The organism is Nocardia vinacea NBRC 16497, assembly GCF_000308835.1.
Lineage (GTDB): Bacteria > Actinomycetota > Actinomycetes > Mycobacteriales > Mycobacteriaceae > Nocardia > Nocardia vinacea.
On record NZ_BAGN01000429.1, the window covers coordinates 122,512 to 141,053 of the forward strand.

18 protein-coding genes and 1 pseudogene are annotated in these 18,542 nt (G+C 65.4%); 7 read left to right on the forward strand and 12 right to left on the reverse strand.

Annotation, left to right across the window (positions count from 1 at the left end; translation table 11 throughout):
* The first annotated feature begins 141 nt into the window (after window positions 1-141).
* Window positions 142-720 (forward strand): recombinase family protein, encoded by a 579-nt coding sequence (locus tag ON44_RS46280; RefSeq protein ID WP_040701868.1) that lies wholly within the window; start codon window positions 142-144, stop codon window positions 718-720.
* A 135-nt stretch (window positions 721-855) separates the two neighbouring features.
* Here ON44_RS46280 and ON44_RS46285 read toward each other — a convergent pair whose 3' ends face one another.
* The 7 genes and pseudogenes from ON44_RS46285 to ON44_RS46315 all read right to left on the reverse strand — a co-directional run bounded on the left by ON44_RS46285 (window position 856) and on the right by ON44_RS46315 (window position 8,412).
* On the reverse strand, window positions 856-1,569 hold the full coding sequence (locus tag ON44_RS46285; RefSeq protein WP_040701870.1) for a 3'(2'),5'-bisphosphate nucleotidase CysQ: 714 nt from the start codon (window positions 1,567-1,569) through the stop codon (window positions 856-858).
* A 2-nt stretch (window positions 1,570-1,571) separates the two neighbouring features.
* A complete protein-coding gene (cysN, locus tag ON44_RS46290) occupies window positions 1,572-3,494 on the reverse strand; it encodes a sulfate adenylyltransferase subunit CysN (RefSeq protein ID WP_040701871.1) in 1,923 nt (640 codons plus the stop codon).
* Window positions 3,494-4,430 (reverse strand): annotated as a pseudogene (cysD, locus tag ON44_RS46295) (sulfate adenylyltransferase subunit CysD). The gene cysN and the pseudogene cysD overlap by 1 nt, the downstream one beginning before the upstream one ends.
* A 30-nt stretch (window positions 4,431-4,460) precedes the next feature.
* Window positions 4,461-5,231 (reverse strand): SDR family NAD(P)-dependent oxidoreductase, encoded by a 771-nt coding sequence (locus ON44_RS46300; RefSeq protein ID WP_040701873.1) that lies wholly within the window; start codon window positions 5,229-5,231, stop codon window positions 4,461-4,463.
* Window positions 5,232-5,316: 85 nt separating this feature from the next.
* Window positions 5,317-6,381, reverse strand: a complete 1,065-nt coding sequence (locus ON44_RS46305) for a DUF7064 domain-containing protein (RefSeq protein ID WP_040701934.1) — start codon at window positions 6,379-6,381, stop codon at window positions 5,317-5,319.
* A gap of 26 nt (window positions 6,382-6,407) precedes the next feature.
* Entirely contained in the window at window positions 6,408-7,535 is a 1,128-nt protein-coding gene (locus ON44_RS46310) for a sulfotransferase family protein (RefSeq protein WP_040701875.1), read from the reverse strand.
* Between the two features lie 4 nt (window positions 7,536-7,539).
* Window positions 7,540-8,412 (reverse strand): SDR family NAD(P)-dependent oxidoreductase, encoded by an 873-nt coding sequence (locus ON44_RS46315; RefSeq protein ID WP_040701878.1) that lies wholly within the window; start codon window positions 8,410-8,412, stop codon window positions 7,540-7,542.
* Window positions 8,413-8,579: 167 nt separating this feature from the next.
* Here ON44_RS46315 and ON44_RS46320 point away from each other — a divergent pair, with 167 nt between their 5' ends.
* Window positions 8,580-9,533: a LysR family transcriptional regulator gene (locus ON44_RS46320; protein ID WP_040701879.1), complete on the forward strand. Its 954-nt coding sequence runs from the start codon at window positions 8,580-8,582 to the stop codon at window positions 9,531-9,533.
* 533 nt (window positions 9,534-10,066) lie between these two features.
* The gene (locus ON44_RS46325) at window positions 10,067-11,242 is read left to right on the forward strand and encodes an amidohydrolase family protein (RefSeq protein WP_040701880.1); all 1,176 of its coding nucleotides are present in this window, start codon (window positions 10,067-10,069) and stop codon (window positions 11,240-11,242) included.
* 45 nt (window positions 11,243-11,287) lie between these two features.
* On the opposite strand, the gene ON44_RS46330 is transcribed toward ON44_RS46325, so the two are convergent.
* The gene (locus tag ON44_RS46330; protein ID WP_040701935.1) at window positions 11,288-12,112 is read right to left on the reverse strand and encodes an SDR family oxidoreductase; all 825 of its coding nucleotides are present in this window, start codon (window positions 12,110-12,112) and stop codon (window positions 11,288-11,290) included.
* Window positions 12,109-12,579: a VOC family protein gene (locus tag ON44_RS46335; RefSeq protein ID WP_040701881.1), complete on the reverse strand. Its 471-nt coding sequence runs from the start codon at window positions 12,577-12,579 to the stop codon at window positions 12,109-12,111. The genes ON44_RS46330 and ON44_RS46335 overlap by 4 nt, the downstream gene beginning before the upstream one ends.
* A gap of 88 nt (window positions 12,580-12,667) precedes the next feature.
* Here ON44_RS46335 and ON44_RS46340 point away from each other — a divergent pair, with 88 nt between their 5' ends.
* From ON44_RS46340 to ON44_RS46355, 4 genes are read left to right on the forward strand one after another with little or no spacing between them, the layout of a single operon-like run.
* Window positions 12,668-13,969, forward strand: a complete 1,302-nt coding sequence (locus ON44_RS46340; protein WP_040701882.1) for an acyl-CoA dehydrogenase family protein — start codon at window positions 12,668-12,670, stop codon at window positions 13,967-13,969.
* A 29-nt stretch (window positions 13,970-13,998) separates the two neighbouring features.
* Complete coding sequence (locus tag ON44_RS46345) at window positions 13,999-14,991, forward strand: phosphotransferase family protein (RefSeq protein ID WP_245567591.1); 993 nt, start codon at window positions 13,999-14,001, stop codon at window positions 14,989-14,991.
* Window positions 14,988-15,761 (forward strand): enoyl-CoA hydratase-related protein, encoded by a 774-nt coding sequence (locus tag ON44_RS46350; protein WP_306306550.1) that lies wholly within the window; start codon window positions 14,988-14,990, stop codon window positions 15,759-15,761. Before ON44_RS46345 ends, ON44_RS46350 begins: the two co-directional genes overlap by 4 nt.
* Complete coding sequence (locus ON44_RS46355) at window positions 15,762-16,730, forward strand: NADPH:quinone oxidoreductase family protein (protein ID WP_040701883.1); 969 nt, start codon at window positions 15,762-15,764, stop codon at window positions 16,728-16,730. It begins immediately after the preceding gene.
* 56 nt (window positions 16,731-16,786) lie between these two features.
* Here ON44_RS46355 and ON44_RS46360 read toward each other — a convergent pair whose 3' ends face one another.
* From ON44_RS46360 to ON44_RS46370, 3 genes are all read right to left on the reverse strand, one after another.
* Complete coding sequence (locus ON44_RS46360) at window positions 16,787-17,293, reverse strand: hypothetical protein (protein ID WP_040701941.1); 507 nt, start codon at window positions 17,291-17,293, stop codon at window positions 16,787-16,789.
* A complete protein-coding gene (locus ON44_RS46365) occupies window positions 17,290-17,910 on the reverse strand; it encodes a TetR/AcrR family transcriptional regulator (protein ID WP_040701885.1) in 621 nt (206 codons plus the stop codon). Before ON44_RS46365 ends, ON44_RS46360 begins: the two co-directional genes overlap by 4 nt.
* Window positions 17,911-18,003: 93 nt before the next feature.
* The coding region (locus tag ON44_RS46370) for an acyl-CoA dehydrogenase family protein (RefSeq protein ID WP_040701942.1) at window positions 18,004-18,542 on the reverse strand (539 nt) is incomplete at its 5' end.

The window sequence follows — 18,542 nt, forward strand, 5'->3', positions numbered from 1 at the left end:
GCTTTGTGCAATCGCACGTTTCGAAAACGATCGTTCACGAGACACACTCGGCCGCAGCAGGTTTCCGCAGGCCAGATCTGTCAAGCTTGCCGTGTACGCGCCAACGTCAACCTGTCGGAGGTTCGCAATACACTCCGCGCCATGCGAATCGGCTACGGGCGGGTCTCCACCCGCGACCAACATCCCGAAGCCCAACACGACGCACTCACCGCGGCCGGATGTGAACAGATATTCCTCGACAAGGCCTCCGGCAAGCTCGCCTCCCGACCCGAACTGAGCAAGGCGCTGCTGGTCGCCAACCGACCCAAAGACCAACTCGTGGTCACCAAGCTCGACCGGCTCGGCCGCTCCCTCGAGCACCTGATCGAACTGTCCAAGACCCTCCAGGATCGGCGCGTGGACCTGGTAGTGCTGGATCAGGGCATCGACACCTCCACTGCCGTCGGCCGCATGTTCTTCCAAATCCTCGGCGCGATAGCCGAATTCGAGCACGCCCTGATGTCTGAACGCACTCGTGACGGGCTGGCCGCCGCCCGCGCACGCGGACATACCGGCGGGCAGAAACCCAAACTCGGTCCCCGGCAGGTGGCCCTGGCGCGGCAGATGTACGACGAACTCGATGAACAGGGCAAACGCCGCTACACCGTCGGCCGGATCGCGGCTGAATTCGGCGTCACCCGCCCGACTATCTATCGCCACCTCAATCGTCCAGCGCCGTAGCGTTAGCGCTCTCACCAGCGGCTACGCCATATCCGTTGTTTTTTCGGCGATTACTACCGGGACCCCGATCACCAGCGCCACGATCGCGGTTGCGGCCACGATGACCACCATCAGGTCGGCCCCAGATGCGGCGGATCAGTCGCCGGTCAGTGTCTGCAGCACCGTGTCGGCCAATTCGGGTCGGCAGATCAGCAGGTCGGGCAGGTAGGGATCGGGGCGGTTGTAACGCAACGGTGTCCCGTCGAGGCGGGATACGTGCAGCCCGGCGGCCGCGGCGACGGCGACCGGGGCGCACGAATCCCACTCGTATTGACCGCCGGAGTGGGCGTAGACGTCGGCGGCGCCACGGACGACGGCCATCGCCTTCGCACCGGCCGACCCCATCGGGACCGGCGTCGCCGCCAGCGCTTCCATCAGCTGTTTCACCTGTTCGGAAGGCCTGCTGCGGGATACGGCCACCCGAATGGGTCCGGGCACGGCGGGCGCGAGCTCGGGTGGTTGCCCCGTATGCAAAACCAATCCCGCGGCCGGTAGCGCCACCGCCCCGGCGACCGGGCGGCCGTCCACCGCGAGGGCGACATGCACCGCCCAGTCCTGCCGGAGCGGCTCACCGTATTCGCGGGTACCGTCGAGCGGGTCGACAATCCACACCCGCGAATGTTCGACGCGGGCAGCGTCGTCCGGGCTTTCCTCGGACAGTACGGCGTCGCCGGGCCTGGCCTGCCGCAGCCGGTCCAGCAGTAGCGTATTGGCCTGCCGGTCACCGGCCGCGCCGCCTTGCGATCGGATGGCGAGCAGAAGTTTCCCGGCAGCCTCGGCGAGGGTGGCGGCGAGATCGTGGTCGTCCATAGCTATCCTTCGGCCGCAGTGGCGAGTATGCCCGCCCGGCGCAGGTGTTCGATCACCTGGTCGGCCAGTTCGTCCGGGGTCTGCGTGCCGCTGGAATCCAGGTGCAGTTCCGGTGATTCCGGCGGCTCGTAGGGTGAGTCGATGCCGGTGAAGTTGACGAGTTCGCCGCGGCGCGCCTTGGCGTACAAGCCTTTTCGATCCCGGGCCTCGACCAGGTCGAGCGGTGCGTCGACATGGACCTCGAAGAATACCTCGGCGCCGATGCGTTCGCGGGCCCGGGTGCGTTCGGCCTGGAACGGGGCGATGAACGAGGCCAGCACGATCAACCCGGCATCGGCGAGCAGCCGTGCGACCTCCACCACCCGGCGGATGTTCTCGACCCGGTCGGCGTCGGTGAAACCGAGATCGGCGTTCAATCCGTGCCGGATGTTGTCACCATCGAGCAGGTAGGTGTGGAATCCCTGCTCGTGCAGGCGTTTTTCGACCAGGTTGGCGATGGTGGACTTGCCCGCGCCGGACAGACCGGTGAACCACACCACCGCGGGCAGCTGTCCCTTGCTACGGGATCGCGCCTGCCGGTCGACCTCCACGGACTGCCAGTGGATATTGTTCGCGCGGCGCAGCGCGAAGCGCAGCATGCCGGCGGCGACGGTGTCCTGGGTGAAGCGGTCGATGAGGATGAACGCGCCCATATCCCGGTTGTCGGAATACGGATCGAACGGGATCTGCCGATCCAGACGCAGATTGGCGATACCGATCTCGTTCAATCCGAGTGTGCGAGCGGCGACATGTTCGAGCGTATCGACATTGACGGCGTATTTCGGTTGCGCCACCTGGGCCACGGCGGTGGTGGTGGCCAGCTCGAGCAGATAGGTGCGCCCCGGCAGCATCCGCTCCTCGCTCATCCAGACCAGCTGACATTCGAACTGGTCGGCCAGGCCGGGCGCATTCTCGGCGGCGGCGAGGACATCGCCTCGGCTGACGTCGATTTCGTCGGCGAGCACCACGGTGATGGATTGATCGGCGACCGCCGTCGCGAGATCGCCGTCGGCGGTCACGATCCGCGCCACGGTGCTCTCACGACCGGACGGCAGCACCCGCACCTTGTCGCCGGGACGCACTGTGCCACCGGCGATCTGGCCGGAGAACCCCCGGAAATCGAGGTCCGGCCGATTGACCCACTGCACCGGCATCCGGAACGGGCCGTTGTCGCGCTCGTCGGTCACCTGCACAGTCTCCAAGTGAGGGAGCAGGCTCGGGCCGGTGTACCAGGGGGTGTTCGGGCTGGGCTGCAGAATGTTGTCACCGCGCAGCGCCGACATCGGGATGCAGACGATATCGCCGAGGCCGATACTCCCGGCGAATGCACGATACTCGGCTTCGATCTCACCGAACCGCTGCTGCGAATACTCGACCAGGTCGAGCTTGTTCACCGCCAGCACGATATGGCGAATACCGAGCAGTGACACCAGATAGCTGTGGCGGCGGGTCTGGGTCAGCATACCCTTGCGGGCGTCGATGAGGATCACGGCCAGATCGGCGGTCGACGCCCCGGTGACCATATTGCGGGTGTACTGCTCGTGGCCCGGGGTGTCGGCGACGATGAATTTGCGTTTTTCGGTGGCGAAGAACCGGTAGGCGACATCGATGGTGATGCCCTGTTCACGCTCGGCGGCCAGACCGTCGACCAGCAGCGCGAAGTCCAGCTCACCGCCTTGGGTGCCAAAGGATTTCGAGTCGCGCTCCAATTCGGCCAGTTGGTCGGAGAACACCAGTTTCGAGTCGTAGAGCAGTCGCCCGATCAGCGTGGACTTACCGTCGTCGACACTGCCGCAGGTAATGAACCGCAGCATCGACTTACGTTCGTGCCTGCGCAGATACTCCTCGATATCGGTGGCGACGAGATCATTCATGGTGTGCGCCATCAGAAGTACCCTTCCTGCTTCTTCTTCTCCATCGAACCGGTCGAATCACGATCGATGACCCGGCCCTGCCGCTCGGAACTGGTGGTCAGCAGCATCTCCTGCACGATGGCCGGCAACGTGGTCGCCGTGCTCGCCACCGCACCGGACAGCGGGTAGCAGCCCAGCGTGCGGAACCGCACCATCCGCTGCTCGGGAATCTCACCGGGCTGCAACCGCATTCGCTCGTCGTCGACCATGATCAGCGCGCCGTCGCGCTCGACGATCGGGCGGGATGCGGCGAAATACAGATCCACGATGGGGATCTGCTCGAGCAGGATGTACTGCCACACGTCCAGCTCGGTCCAATTCGACAGCGGGAAAACCCGCATGCTCTCCCCCGGCTGCTTGCGAGTGTTGTACAGCCGCCACAACTCCGGGCGCTGCCGCTTCGGATCCCACCGATGCTGCGCGGAACGCAGGGAGAACACCCGTTCCTTCGCCCGCGACTTCTCCTCGTCGCGGCGCGCGCCACCGAATGCCAGATCGAATTCATGGCTGTCCAGAGCCTGTTTCAGCCCCTCGGTCTTCCACATCTCGGTATGCAGCGCGGAACCGTGATCGAACGGATTGATGCTGCGCTCGAGGCATTCCGGGTTCCGGTACACGATCAGGTCCAAAGTCGTCCGCTGCCGCGACCTCGTCCCGGAACGCGTACATGGCCCGGAATTTCCAGGTCGTATCCACGTGCAGCAACGGAAACGGCAGCCGCGACGGGTAGAAGGCTTTGCGCGCCAAATGCAGTAGCACCGAGCTGTCTTTGCCCACCGAGTACAGCATCACCGGGCGTTCGCTCTCGGCGACGGCCTCCCGCATGATTTGTATGCTTTCCGCTTCCAACCGCTGCAGATGGGTCAAACCCACGGCGTGATCGGAATCGTGTTGTGCCGCAATGGTCATCTCTCTACTCCCTGTGACCGCATGGCCGGCTCAGTTGCGCAATTGCGCGCCGCCGCCGATGAACCACACCTGGCCGTTGATCCACTCGGCGTCGTCCGACAGCAGGAACGCCACAACGGCCGCCAGATCCCCCGGCTCGCCCAGGCGCGTGGTGCGGGCGACGGCGAGGAACGACTCCTGCAGTGCCAGATCGTTCTGGTTCCGCACGGTCTCCCCCATCACCAGCCCCGGCATGACGCCGTTGGCCCGGATGCCCTGCTTGCCCCAGTTGATGGCGATGTGCCGAGTGAGCTGATTGACCGCGGCCTTCGACACGCCATAGGCGACCCGGGAGGGATCGCCGCCCACCGAGGTCCCCGACGAGGTGTTGACGATGCTGCCGCCACCCTGTTCCAGCAGATGCGGCAGCACCGCACGGCTGGTGCGGACATAGCCGAGCAGGTTGACGTCCAGGGTGCGCTGCCAGACGTCCAGCTCGGTCTCCAGCAGGGTCTTGTCGCGCCCCAGATTGCCGGGCGACAGATCCGCACCCACGTTGTGCAGACCGTGCACGGCACCGAATTCGGCAATCGTCCGATTCACCAGCTCCTGTACCGATTTGTCGTCGGACAGATCGAATTCGACGGCGATAGCCCGGCCGCCCGCCCGTGCTACCCGCTCGGCTGTCGCCTCCGCCCCGGCGATATTGATGTCACCGACGGTGACGAACGCCCCCTCCTCGGCCAGCCGCTCGGCCGTCGCCGCGCCGATCCCGGTCGCGCCACCGGCGACGATAAAAGTCTTTTCACGCAATCCACGCATTGTGTTTCTCCACGAATTCTCCGACCGGATACCAAGATTCGCGGTCGCCGGGCTGCATACAGCGGTCGCCGCGAAAGCATCCGGGCTATTCCCGCGCGATCTTGTCGAGCGGATTCGACCGCTCGAGCATGCCGAAGGTCTCCTCGCCGTCCCAGCGGTAGCGCACGCCGGCCTGCTGAACGGCCGGGAAGTCGGACTGTTCCTGTTTGAGCGAGTCGACCGAGTACGTCTTGTCGTTGTGGTGCACGTCGTGGGTGGAGACCACCGTCTCGCCCTCGATGGACACTGTGCCCTCGGCGGTTTCCAGTACGAGTGACACATCCTCGCCGAGCGCCTGCAATCGGGTCAGCCATGGCGCCCGCACCACCCGCGCCGGGATGAGATCTCCCTCGCCCAGAAAGACGAAACCCTCATTGAACGTGGGCTTTCCATCGGCCCTCGGCGGATAGGCCATATAGCCGAAGGCCTTTCCGCTGGGAAATACCGCCGACTGCCAGCAGTGCCCCCAGAACTCGGCCAACCGTCGCACGCCCTGACGGCGGATCCGCAGCCCACTGCCGTTGAACCGCTGCTCACCACCGTCGACGGTCACCGAGCCGATCGCGCGGAACAACTGCTCGTAGCGGGGTCCGCCCATGAGATCGCCCTCGACCGAATTCTTCAGCCGGTCACCGGCGTCGTTGCGCAGGGCGCCCTGCACCCATGGCGGCACCGCCATGGTTGCCTCCACCCGGAACTCGATATCGACCAGCGGGCCGTCCGTTTTCCCGGCGGCCAAGTCGAAAGACGAAGTCTGCACGGCCTTTCCGGCGTAGGTCATGACCCAGGTGCGGAACGGTTCGACGCATTCGAACCTCAGCCCGCCCGCACCGAGCACCGTGGGCTTCCCGTCCGGTCCCGCCGCGGGCAAGGCCGCTGCTGTTTCGCGCAACCGGTATGCGCGCCCGTCCGGGAACGCGACGTTGACCTGGATATCGTGGGCCTCCCAGTTGGCGCTCACCGCCTCGATCCCGATGCGCGGCAAGCCGAGTTCGCCGCGGTCGTCGGACACCCAGAAACTCACCGAGTCCCGCATCTCCGGATTCTCCGGACGCTGCGCGAACACATGCTCGCGTGCGGAACCGATGCCACCCGTCAGATCCACAGGCATGGAAATTCCTTTCATAGCAACGTATTTCAGTGCGCGGTCCAGCGCTCGGCGCATTCGACGTAACATGCGAACGCCGGGCGCACCCGATCCAGGTCGATTCCGAACTCGACGGGATCGGCCTTGTGGCTGGGCTCGCGTTCGGCCGCGGCCGCGGTCCACCAGCTGTGCATCCGCTGTTCGAACTCGCCGGTCACCGGTTCTGCCAGCCACGCGTACAGATCCCGCACCTCACCGATCGGATCCGCTTGCATGGCACGGAAATCGATGTCGTAGAACCGGTCCTCGGCACCGGCCGCACGGAACTGCACCGCGCGGTCCATTCCCAACGTCCAATGCTCGACATTGAGCCTGCCGATATAGGGGCGGTCGATATGGTCGGTGAACCGGCCGGTGATATCGGCGTACAGTTCGGCCACCGACAGAATCACGTCGGTCGGATCGCGATGGGTCATCACGAACCGCGCATCGGGAAACACCCGGTCCAGATGCTCGAGAAACAGGACGTGCGAAGGACATTTGAGCCGCCACGGCCGGGTCGGCTCACCCCACTGGAGCAACTTCATCACCCGCCGCTGATACGCGAATGTCGAGGTGAGATCGGCGTCGGTGACCAGCCAGGTCGAATAGGCCGGGATCTGCGCGAACGAATGGAAGATGTGCGATTTGAAGTCCAGCGCCATCAGCTCGTGGCATTCCATCGGCCCGTGCTTGTCGACGGGCACATGATGGCGGGTGCCGACCATCTCGCCCTTGTCCGAGGGGATCCGCGGATCGACGCCGACCACCGTCGAAGGCGGCGGGCACGGTTGCGACGACTCCCAGCGTCGCAGGTATCGCACCCCTGGGTCCTGCGCCAACAGCAGCGACAGCGCCGTGGATCCGGTGCGCGGCAATCCCAATCCGATCAACGGCGCGACGATCGGCACCTCGTCGATCTCCGGATGACGCCGATACCAGTCCTCTACCTGCAGACGCTGGCTCAGGTACTTGACGATGCGGTCGTAGAAGAACGCCTCCCCGGCGGAGTTCAACCGAGCCTCGCGCTCGAGCGAATCCAGCAGGACGCCGAGACCCTCGCGGAATGAATCTTCCCCGAAATCGTCCAGATCGGTCTGTGCGACAGCGGCTTTCAGCATGTCATCGATGGTCGGCATCGGCTCAGCCCATCCACTGTCCGCCGGCGACGTCGATGGTCTGCCCGCACATATAGTCCGCGGCCGGGGAGGCCAGGAAGGCCACCACGTTGGCTACTTCCTCGGGCAGCGCGGCGCGACCGAGTTGCACCCGCTGCGTGATCGATTCGGCGACGGAATCGCGCCCCGCACGCTCCGCATCGTTACGCGGCGCGATCAGGTACCGCTTCATATCGTCTTTGATCATGATGCCGGGAGCCACCGCCAGCACGTTCACGCCGCGCGCGGCGAACTCGTAGGCGAGGTTACGGGTGAACCCGATGACGCCCGCCTTGCATGCCGCATAGACGGTCAGGCCGTTCTGCTGCACCCGGCCCGCCACGGCCCCGATGTTGATGATCTTGCCCGAGCCCTGCTCGAGCAGGAATTCCAGCGCGGCGTGCGCGCCGTACATCATCATGGTCAGGCTGCCGAGCACCGTCAGGTCGATCTCCTGCTTGGTGTGCCGTTCGAACGCCCCGGCCGAGACCATGACCGGGTTGTTGACCATGATGTCCAAGCCGCCCAACGCTTCCCGGCTCTCCGCGACCGCGCGATGCACCTGATCCCAGTCCGACATATCGGCCTTGATCGGAACCGCCCGCACGCCCCAGCGCTGTTCGACCTCCGCGGCCCGCCGCTGCACCTTCTCGAATGTCCGGCCGACGAGCGCGATATCGGCGCCGCAGCCACCGAGCCGATTCGCGATCGCCTGCCCGAGCCCGTCACCACCGGCACCGGTGACAATCGCTTTCTTCCCGCTTAAATCCAACAGATCGGTCACGCGTTTGTCGACGGTGTGATATGGCAGCCGGTCGAAACCCAATACTCGAGCCCAGTCCTGGTCCTGTGTGTCCATCCGGGACCTCCTCTCCGCTCCACCATCGGAGCGCATCCAGATCGGCTCACCGCATTTGCGGATTCGCCCATGCATGAGAAGACTAGGACTCCGGACTTTTCGCAGACCAATACTGATTTCGTCATTCAGTCATACAACTTGGTTATGCCACGTATTCTGATGCGACGATGGACACGCACCGGCTCAAGTACTTCCTGCGGATCGCCGAAGAGGGCTCGATGACCCGGGCGGCGGCCGTGCTCGGCGTCGCACAGCCCGCGCTGAGCCGCCAGATCCGCTTACTCGAGGAGGACCTCGGCATTTCGCTGTTCCACCGGACCAGGCGCGGTGTACAGCTCACCGAGGACGGCGAACGTTTGCGCGCCTCCACCGCCGCGCCGCTGCGCCAGCTCGAGCTGGCCGTCCAGTACGCCGGCTCCCCCCTGGCGCGCATCGAGCGGGGACTGCACCTCGGCATGCCCCCGACGGTCGCCGCCGTCCTCGCCGCACCACTGCTGACCAGCCTCGGCGCCGCCTTCCCGAAGGTGAGCTTCGACGTCACGGTCGCCGGCACCGATGCGCTCATCGAGGCCATGCTGCGCGGCACGATCGACACGGCCGTGATCAACCAGGTCTCCGACGAACGCCTCTTCGTGCGCGACCTGCTGGTCGAAGATCTGATCGTGGTCGGTGGGCCGCAATCGGACCTGCGGTCCGACCGGCCGGTCACCTTCGCCCAGCTGCTCGACCTGCCGCTGGTACTTCCCGCATCGCCCATCGGAATCGCCGTCGCCGTCCAGAACACGGCGCTGCGGCTCAAACGTCGTATCCACTCCCGGATCGCCACCGACTCGCTGCAGGTCATGATGGGTCTCGTCGAACGCGGAGACGCCTACGCCGTGCTGCCGATATCCGCCTGCGGCCGGGAGATCGCCACCGAACGGCTCCGCTACGCGCCACTGGTCGAGCCGACGCTGACCCAGCACCTTGTCGTGGCCGCCTCGGCGCGCATGGACCTCCCCCGCGAGTTCGCATTCAAGATCGGCGATGTGCTCCGCGAGGAAGCCGCGCGCCTGACCAGGTCGGGCACATGGTCGGCCCGGTTCCTGGCACCGGATCAATGGAATCCGTACCGGGCCTGATCCAGGCCTTGCCGAAGTTGGCCCGCCGAGAGTAACGTTCTCCTTCAAGGATATTTGAATTCTCATCAGTTCAGATACCGGCGACCGCTGGTTGTGATGCCGAAATTTTATATCAGAAGTAGCGGATCATTTCTCCGATCGCCCGCTTTCTACACCGCCCGAGTGGGCAGCTGTCGAATTCACCCGAGAGCGTCGAATCCTGCTTTCATGAATTCATTCTCCGGCCTTTTCGACAAAATCCTTCGAACGTTTTTCACCCCTCAACAAGCAGCTGATATCAAACTGCCCTGCAGCCTGTCGCCGGTTCCGAATTTCGCCGACCTGACAGAATTGGCAGGGCTACGCGCAGGTGTGCATCTTCGACTCCACCCCACTGCGGGAAACGTGGCCCTCGCCGATGAGATAGCCGACGACCACCGCCCGACAGCCGTAGGCGGCGCGGATCGCCAGCGAAGGCCGATCACTTCGCCTCAACTGTTGAACGCCCCACAGTCGTGAGAATAAAATTCTCCCATAATGCGAAGGAGAGTTTCATGCCCAAATGGGATCTGCCCTACCCGCTGTTCGACGCCGACAACCACCTCTACGAGACGAAGGAGGCGCTGACCACCTACCTTCCCAAGCACTACCGCGACGCGGTCAAGTACGTCGAGGTCGACGGTCGCACCAAAATCGCGATCCGCGGCCAGATCAGCGAATACATCCCCAACCCGACCTTCGATGTGGTCGCGCCTCCCGGGGCGATGGAGGAGTACTTCAAGAACGGCAATCCCGAGGGCAAGAGCATGCGCGAGATCTTCGGCAAGCCGATCCGCTCGACGCCCGCCTTCCGCGAACCGGCGCCCCGCCTGGAGCTGATGAACGAGCTCCAGATCGACCGCGCACTGATGTTCCCGACCTTGGCCAGTCTGGTCGAGGAGCGCATGAAGGACGACCCGGAGCTGATCCACGCGGTCGTGCATTCGCTCAACCAGTGGCTGCACGAGACCTGGTCGTTCAACTACTCCGACCGCATCTTCACCGTGCCGGTGATCAGCCTGCCCATCGTGGAGAAGGCGATCGAGGAACTGGAGTGGGTCGTCGAGCGCGGCGCCCGGGCGATCCTGGTCCGGCCTGCACCGGTGCCCGGCCTGCGCGGACCGCGCTCGTTCGCACTGCCGGAATTCGATCCGTTCTGGAAGCGCGTGGTCGAACTGGACGTGCTGGTGACGATGCACTCCTCCGACAGCGGATATTCCCGTTTCGCCTCCGAATGGGACGGCCGCCAGCAGGAGATGCTGCCGTTCGTGACCAACACCTTCAAGATGATCAACGAGTGGCAGCCGATCCGCGACGCGATGGCGTCCTGGGTCTGCCACGGCGCGCTGTTCCGGTTCCCGGAGCTGAAGATCGCGGTCATCGAGAACGGGGCCGAATGGCTGCCCGGACTGCTGGAGACCCTCGCCAAGGTCTACAAGAAGGCCCCGCAGGGCTTCCCGGGCGATCCGGTCGAGGCGGTCAAGAAGATCCACGTCAGCCCGTTCTGGGAGGAGGATCTGGTCGCGCTGTCGGATCTCATCGGCGCCGACCACGTGCTGTTCGGATCGGATTATCCGCATCCCGAGGGGCTGGCCGAACCCGCCCGCTACGTCAACGAGATCAAGGATCTCCCACTGGACGACCAGGCGAAGATCATGGGCGGCAACCTCGCCCGGCTGCTGAAGGTGTAGCAATCCCGTTGCCCGCGTTGCTGTTTGCGGCGCGGGCAACGGAGACTAACCGGCTGTCCGCACCGCCGCCATAGCGCCGCCGTCCACGAGCAGGTCGATACCGTTGAGAAAGCTCGCCTGGTCCGACAGCGCGAACGCGACCGCGGCGGCGACTTCGTCCGCGGAACCCCTGCGCCGCAACGGTGTTCGCTGCACCAGCGCCGCCATGCTCGGATGATTGTCGGCTTCCTGACGGCCCTGCGGAGTGTCGATGATGCCGGGTGAGACCGAGCAGATGCGCGCGCCGACCGGGCCGAGGCGCACCGCCTCATGTGCCACGAAGCGGTGCACGCCCCGTTTCGCCCAGCTGTAGGCGAGACCGGGATCCTCGACGGCAGGGCCGAGCGCATCGTGGATGCGCTCGAGAAACTTCTCATCGAGGGGATCGTCCACAGCCGCGAGGCCGGCCGGGTCCGGCGCGACAGGATCGAGCAGCGGCGCCATCGAAGCGAAACACACCATGGCCGTGCCGGTTACGGCCAACGGGCGCAGCGCCTGCGCGAGCAGCGCCGTCCCGATCAGATCGACGGTGAAGATCCGGCGCCAGTCACCCATCGTCGGAGAGATACCAGCGGCATGCGCGACAGCTCGCAGTGTGCCGTGCCCATCCACCCGCTCGGCGAGCCGCGCCAGCCCTTCGGCGTCGGTGACGTCGAGCTCCACCGCTTCGACTGCGGCACCGCCGTTTTCGGCCAACAGTTCCCGTGCGGCAGCGGCGGCGGCCGCGTCCCGATCCACCAGCAGCAGTACGTCGACCATCTCGGCCAGTCGTTGTGCGCAGGCGTAGCCCATACCGCGACCCGCGCCGGTCGCTATACCCACTGTTGTCATGTGTCGCTCCTCGCGGTCGTGGGTGCGGCCCAGCACTGCGCCAGGCCCGATTCCGCGGCCCGGTCGACCAGTTCCACCCGAAAGCCGTCCGCGCCGCGCAGGAATGCGAAGAACAGCCGCCCGTCGACGCCGGGCCGGGTGGCCTCGGTGACGTAGCCGTGCCGCACCAGGTCGGCGGCATCGGCGGCCACGTCGTCGGACCAGTACCCGACGTGGTGGAGCCCGGCTGCCCCCGCAGGTTCCCACAGTGTGCCCGCGACGCTGCGCACGATCTCGAGGCGCGGCACGGTCGTGGAGTATCGGCATTTCAACTCCAGGACAGCCGTCCGGGTGTCGGGCAGGTCCACCGAGACCGGCCCGCCGACCTCCGGCCCCCACTCGTATCCGAGTACGGCCGAAAGCGTCGCCACGGTGGCCTCGAAGTCCGCCGCGACGATCCCGATATGGAACTGGTCCTCGGCCCTCACGACACGACCTCCATTCGGCTCGAAATTCCTAGAAGAATTGCATTCCGTATCACGAGAAGCATATTCTCATCATGCGAGAGGAGATGCAATGGCATGGGATTTCGAGACTGACCCGGAGTATCAGAAAAAGCTGGACTGGGCCGACGAGTTCGTGCGCGCGGAAGTCGAACCACTCGATCTGGTCTGGGAGCACGAGCAGTTCGTGCCCCTCGACGGGACACGGCGCAAGGCGATCCAGCCCCTGAAGGAGGAGGTGCGGCGTCAGGGTCTGTGGGCCACGCATCTGGGCCCGGACCTCGGCGGCCAGGGCTATGGACAGCTGAAACTGGCCCTGCTGAACGAGATTCTGGGCCGCTCGTCCTGGGCGCCGATCGTCTTCGGCTGTCAGGCGCCCGATACCGGCAACGCGGAGATCATCGCCCACTACGGGACGGCCGACCAGAAGCAGCGCTACCTGCAGCCACTGCTGGACGGTGAGCTGTTCTCCAGCTATTCGATGACCGAACCGCAGGCCGGCGCCGATCCGACCCGATTCGAGACCCGGGCGGTGCGCGACGGCGACGATTGGATCATCAACGGCTGGAAGTACTTCTCCTCCAACGCCAGAACCGCCGCATTCCTGATCGTGATGGCCGTGACCAATACGGACGTCAGCCCCTACCAGGGCATGTCGATGTTCCTCGTGCCTGCCGACACCCCGGGCATCAATATCGTCCGCAACGTCGGCCTCTACGGCGAGCCGATGAACGACGGCAGCCACGCACTCATCCATTACGAGAACGTGCGCGTGCCCGCCGAATCCCTGCTCGGCGGCGAGGGCCAGGCCTTCGTCATCGCGCAGACCCGCCTCGGCGGCGGCCGCATCCACCATGCGATGCGCACCATCGGCCTCGCGCAGAAGGCCATCGACATGATGTGCGAGCGGGCGCTGTCGCGTACCACCGCGGGCAGCAGGTTGGCCGATAAGCAGTTCGTACAGGGCTACATCGCCGATTCCTACGCCCAGCTGGCCCAGTTCCGGCTGTTCGTACTGCACACCGCCTGGAAGATCGATAAGTACAACGACTACAAGAAGGTCCGCAAGGACATTGCCACGGCCAAGATCGTCATGCCGACGGTGCTGCACGATATCGCCTGGCGCGCAATGCAAGTGCACGGAGCCCTGGGCACCACCAACGAGATGCCGTTCTTCCGGATGATCCACGGCGCCGGTGTCATGGGGCTGGCCGACGGGCCGACCGAGGTGCACAAGACCACCGTGGCCAAGCAGGTGCTGCGCGACTACCAGCCCACCGACGGCATGTGGCCCACCGAATGGATTCCCGGAAAGCAGGAAGCCGCCCGGGCGAAGTTCGCCGAATATCTCGAGCACGAAGTAGGGAACCAGTGAGCATCGATACCACCCGGCTCGCCGATTGGATGGACGGCCAGGGCCTGCCCGGTAAGGGCGAACCCCTCGAAACCCGCTTCCTGTCCGGCGGTACCCAGAACGAGATCTATCAGATCCGGCGCGGCGAACACGTCAGCGTTCTGCGCATCCCACCTGCCGAGGCGCCCGCCGAACGGGATGCGGGCATTCTGCGCGAGTGGCGGATCATCGAGGCCCTCGACGGCACCGACGTCCCGCATACCGCAGCCGTCGGAGTCTGCACCGACTCCTCGGTGCTCGGCCGCACCTTCTACCTGATGGGCTTCGTCGACGGCTGGTCGCCGATGGACCATCGCGGCGTCTGGCCCGAGCCGTTCGACTCCGATCTGCAAGCGCGGGCCGGACTCGGCTACCAGCTGGCCGAGGGAATCGCATTGCTGTCCAAGGTGGATTGGCAAGCGAAGGGCCTGCAGGATCTGGGCCGTCCGGACGGCTACCACGAGCGACAAGTATCGCGGTGGCTGAGTTTCTACGACAAGATCGACGGCGCCCGCACGCTCGACGGCATGGACGTGGCCACCGAATGGCTGCGCACCCACCGCCCACTGGACTACATCCCCGGTCTGATGCACGGCGACTACCAGTTCGCCAATGTGATGTTCCGGCACGGCGGCCCGGCGCGGCTGGCAGCGCTCGTGGACTGGGAGATGGGGACGGTCGGCGATCCGAAGCTCGATCTGGGCTGGATGCTGCAGGGGTGGCCGGAGGACACCAGCGACCCGGCCGTGGCCACCAAGGGCTACGCCAATATGCAGTACATGCCCTCGCGTGACCAGATGCTCGCGCACTACGCGCAGGTATCCGGCCGCCAGGTCGACGATATCGACTACTACCTGATCCTGGCCAAGTGGAAGCTGGCCATCGTGCTCGAGCGCGGTTTCCAACGCGCCAAGGGTGACGTCAAGCTGGCGGCTTTCGGACCGATCGTGGTCGACACCATGCGCGCCGCCGCCGAATTGGCCGAGAGTACGGAGTACAAATGATGAGCGACGCGGAGTTCGTACTCGACCGGCACGGCCCGGTCATGGTCGTCCGGCTCAACCGTCCGGATGCGCGAAATGCGTTGACCGGCACCATGATGCGCGGAATCGGCGCGGCGATCATCGCGGCCGAGGCCGATCCGCTGGTACGGGCCGTGGTGCTCACCGGCACCGGCGATCGCGCCTTCTGCTCCGGAATGGATCTGCGCGCCTTCGCCAGTGGCGAGGACTTCGGCAGCGGCGCGGAAGCCGAGGCCTACGGCCGACTGGCCAAGGGACAGGTGAGCGTGCCGGTGATCGGCGCGGCCAATGGCAGCGCCGTCGGCGGCGGACTGGAACTACTGCTGGGCTGCGATCTGATCGTGGCGTCCACGGCGGCGAGATTCGGCTTCCCCGAGGTCAAGCGCGGACTCTTCGCCGGTGGCGGCGGTACCTTCATCGGCACCCGGATCCCGCTCGGCATCGCACTCGAACTGCTGCTGACCGGTGATCTCGTCGACGCCGAGCGCGCCGAGCGGATCGGTCTGGTGAACGCGGTGGCCGAACCGGATGCCGTGTTCTCGACCGCACTGGCCATGGCCGAGCGGATCGCCGCCAACGCGCCACTCGGGCTGGCCGCTTCGAAGGAGCTTGCCCGCCTGGCGGTTTCGGATGCGGCCGCGGCCACGGATCGACTCGGCAAGTGGCAGGCATTGGTATTCGGCAGCGAAGACGCCAGGGAGGGCGCCCGCGCCTTCGCCGAGAAGCGCACGCCGAACTGGCGAGGCCGGTAGATGCGCGCGGTGATCTGCCCGGCCTACGGGCCGCCGGAGGTCGTGCGCATCGAAGACCGTGTGGCGCCCGCACTCGAATCGGGACAGGTTCGGGTGCGGGTCGGCGCGGCCGCGGTCAATTTCCCGGATGTTCTGGTGATCGCGGGCGAATATCAGATCAAGGTGCCGACACCGTTCGTGCCCGGCAGCGAATTCGCCGGTGCGGTCACCGAAACCGCCGACGACGTCACCGAATTCGCCATCGGCGACCGGGTCACCGGCACCGGGATCGTCGGAGCGTTCGCGGAAGAGGTCACCGTGCCCGCCGCGGGACTCGGCCGCATCCCCGACGAAGTCGACGACCATCGCGCGGCCGCGTTCGGTGTCGCCTACCGGACGGCGTATCACACACTGCGTTCGGTGGCCCGGGTGCAACCCGGGGACCGGCTGCTCGTACTCGGGGCCGGTGGCGGAGTCGGGCTTGCGGCGGTGCAACTCGGGGTGCACTTGGGAGCCGAGGTCACCGCCGTCGCGTCCTCCGCCGAAAAGCTCAGCGCCGCAGCCGTTCACGGTGCCAGCGGGCTGATCGACCACACCGGCGGTGACCTGCGCGCGGCGCTGAAGCAAGCACTGCCCGACGGCGCCCACGCCGTCGTCGACCCGGTCGGCGGGCGACTATCCGAGCCCGCGCTGCGGTCACTGCGCCGCGGCGGGCGGTTCGTCACCGTCGGCTTCGCCTCCGGCGAGATTCCGCGGATTCCGCTGAATCTGGTGCTGGTCAAGGGAATACAGGTACTCGGCTTCCAATTCCAGGATCTGGATCCCGGCGAATTCCGCCGCAATGAGGACGAATTGCGGGAGTTGCTCACCACCGGCCGGGTACTTCCGCATATCAGCGCGGTGTATCCGCTCGCCGAGGCCGCCACCGCACTACGCCTGGTCGCCGACGGCCGGGCAATCGGGAAAATCCTGCTCGACGTTTCGGCGTAATCCGTCCGAACAAGCCGAGAGCCCGGTGCGAGAGCACCGGGCTTTCCGTTTTCAGCTCACCCCACCGGAAGCAGATCAGCCGCCAGGTGATCCTGGGTTTCACTGCAGCGGAACATCTCCACATCCTCGAGCAGGTCGACCGGTTGTCCCAACGCCGCCAGCGCCCGTGCCTTGAACGCTCGCGCGGCCACGCTCAGCCGGTGCTGCACTCCCTCGGTCCGGCAATCGAGTTCACTCGGACAGGCAGCGCCCCACACCGTCACCTCGAATGACCGATCCTCGATATTCTTCAGCACCCCTTGGCGGACCCGCGGATCGGATTCGAAAAGCTCTGCGGCGATCGCCATTCCGTTCGGCCACACACCAGCATCCGATAGCGATGCCATCGAGGTCTCCAGATCCAGCACGGTTGCCCCGAGGATCCGCAGCGGTCGGATATCGGCAACGTCGCCAACGCAGACCGTCACCTCCCACCCGGCCATCGCGCGGTCGAATAGCCAACCTCCCGAGTACCGCACCACATCGGTGATATCGGGGGCGATGACCGCCAGCCGATATCTCAGAGGGTGCTTGCGGGCATGAGCTCGCGCTCGAGCGAGCGGACGTACTCCGTGAATACCCGGTTCAGTGGTATCGAGGGGTCGAGCAGCCATGAGGTTTCCATCCCGTTGAGAAATGCGACTATCTCCACAGCCTTGACGGCAGGGTCCAGATCGGTGCGGTATCGGCCGGCGCGCTGACCGCGTCGGATGCCGCCGGCAATGGTGGCGACGGCGGCTCGGTACCGACCGAGCAGGCGATCGTGCAGCGGCGCATCCGGGTCGAGATTCTCGACGAGCAGCACGGTGAACATGCCGACCAGATCCGGCGAACGCCGGAACCGGTCGGCGACGTGTTCGACCTGCTCGATCAGATCGCCTCGGCGGTCGGAATGGAGTTCGTCGTCGGTGTCGCGAGCCTCGAGTACCGCATGCAGCAGCTGTTCCTTGGACTCGAAGTGATGCAGCACCCCGGCCGTACTGACTCCGGCCTCCCGCGCGATCTGCGCCAGCGTCGTATTACGCCAACCGTTGCGCGTGAGCAGTCGCTGTGCGACGGCGAGAATCTGCAGCTTGCGATACTCGCCTTTGGCCAGCAACGTCTCATATGGCCGCGGGGTACCGGCTTCGGGATCGGACACCGAACTCCTTCGTTCGATCAACCTACTTAAGACACAGTAGGTTGGTTTCGAGACTGTGACAAGGATCTCAGATAGTCCAAATTTTGGGCTGGATCACAGGCCGAGAGATTTGGCTATGATCATTTTCATCACCTCACTGGTACCGGCATAGATGCGGGCGACCCGCGCATCGGCGTAGAGCCGGGCGATCGGATATTCCGTCATGTAGCCGTAGCCGCCGAACAGTTGTAGGCAGCGATCGACCACCCGCGCCTGCACCTCGGTGCAGAAAAGCTTGACCCGCGCGGCATCGGCACCCGAGAGCTGCCCCTCGACCAATTCCAGCACCGCGCGATCGACCATGGTCTGTGCCGCCTCCACCTCCGTCGACAGCGCGGCCAGCTCGAATTTCGTGTTCTGGTAGGCCGCCACCGGCTGGCCGAAGACCTTGCGCTGCTGCACATATTCGATCGTGGCGGTGATCGCGGACCTGGCCTGCGCCACCGATCCGACGGCAACCGTTATCCGTTCCTGGGCGAGGTTGTGGCCGAGATAGGCGAAGGCCTGCCCCTCCGCGCCGAGCCGGTTCGCCACCGGGACGCGCACATTGTCGAATGCCAACTCCACCGTGTCCTGCACCTTGCAACCGAGCT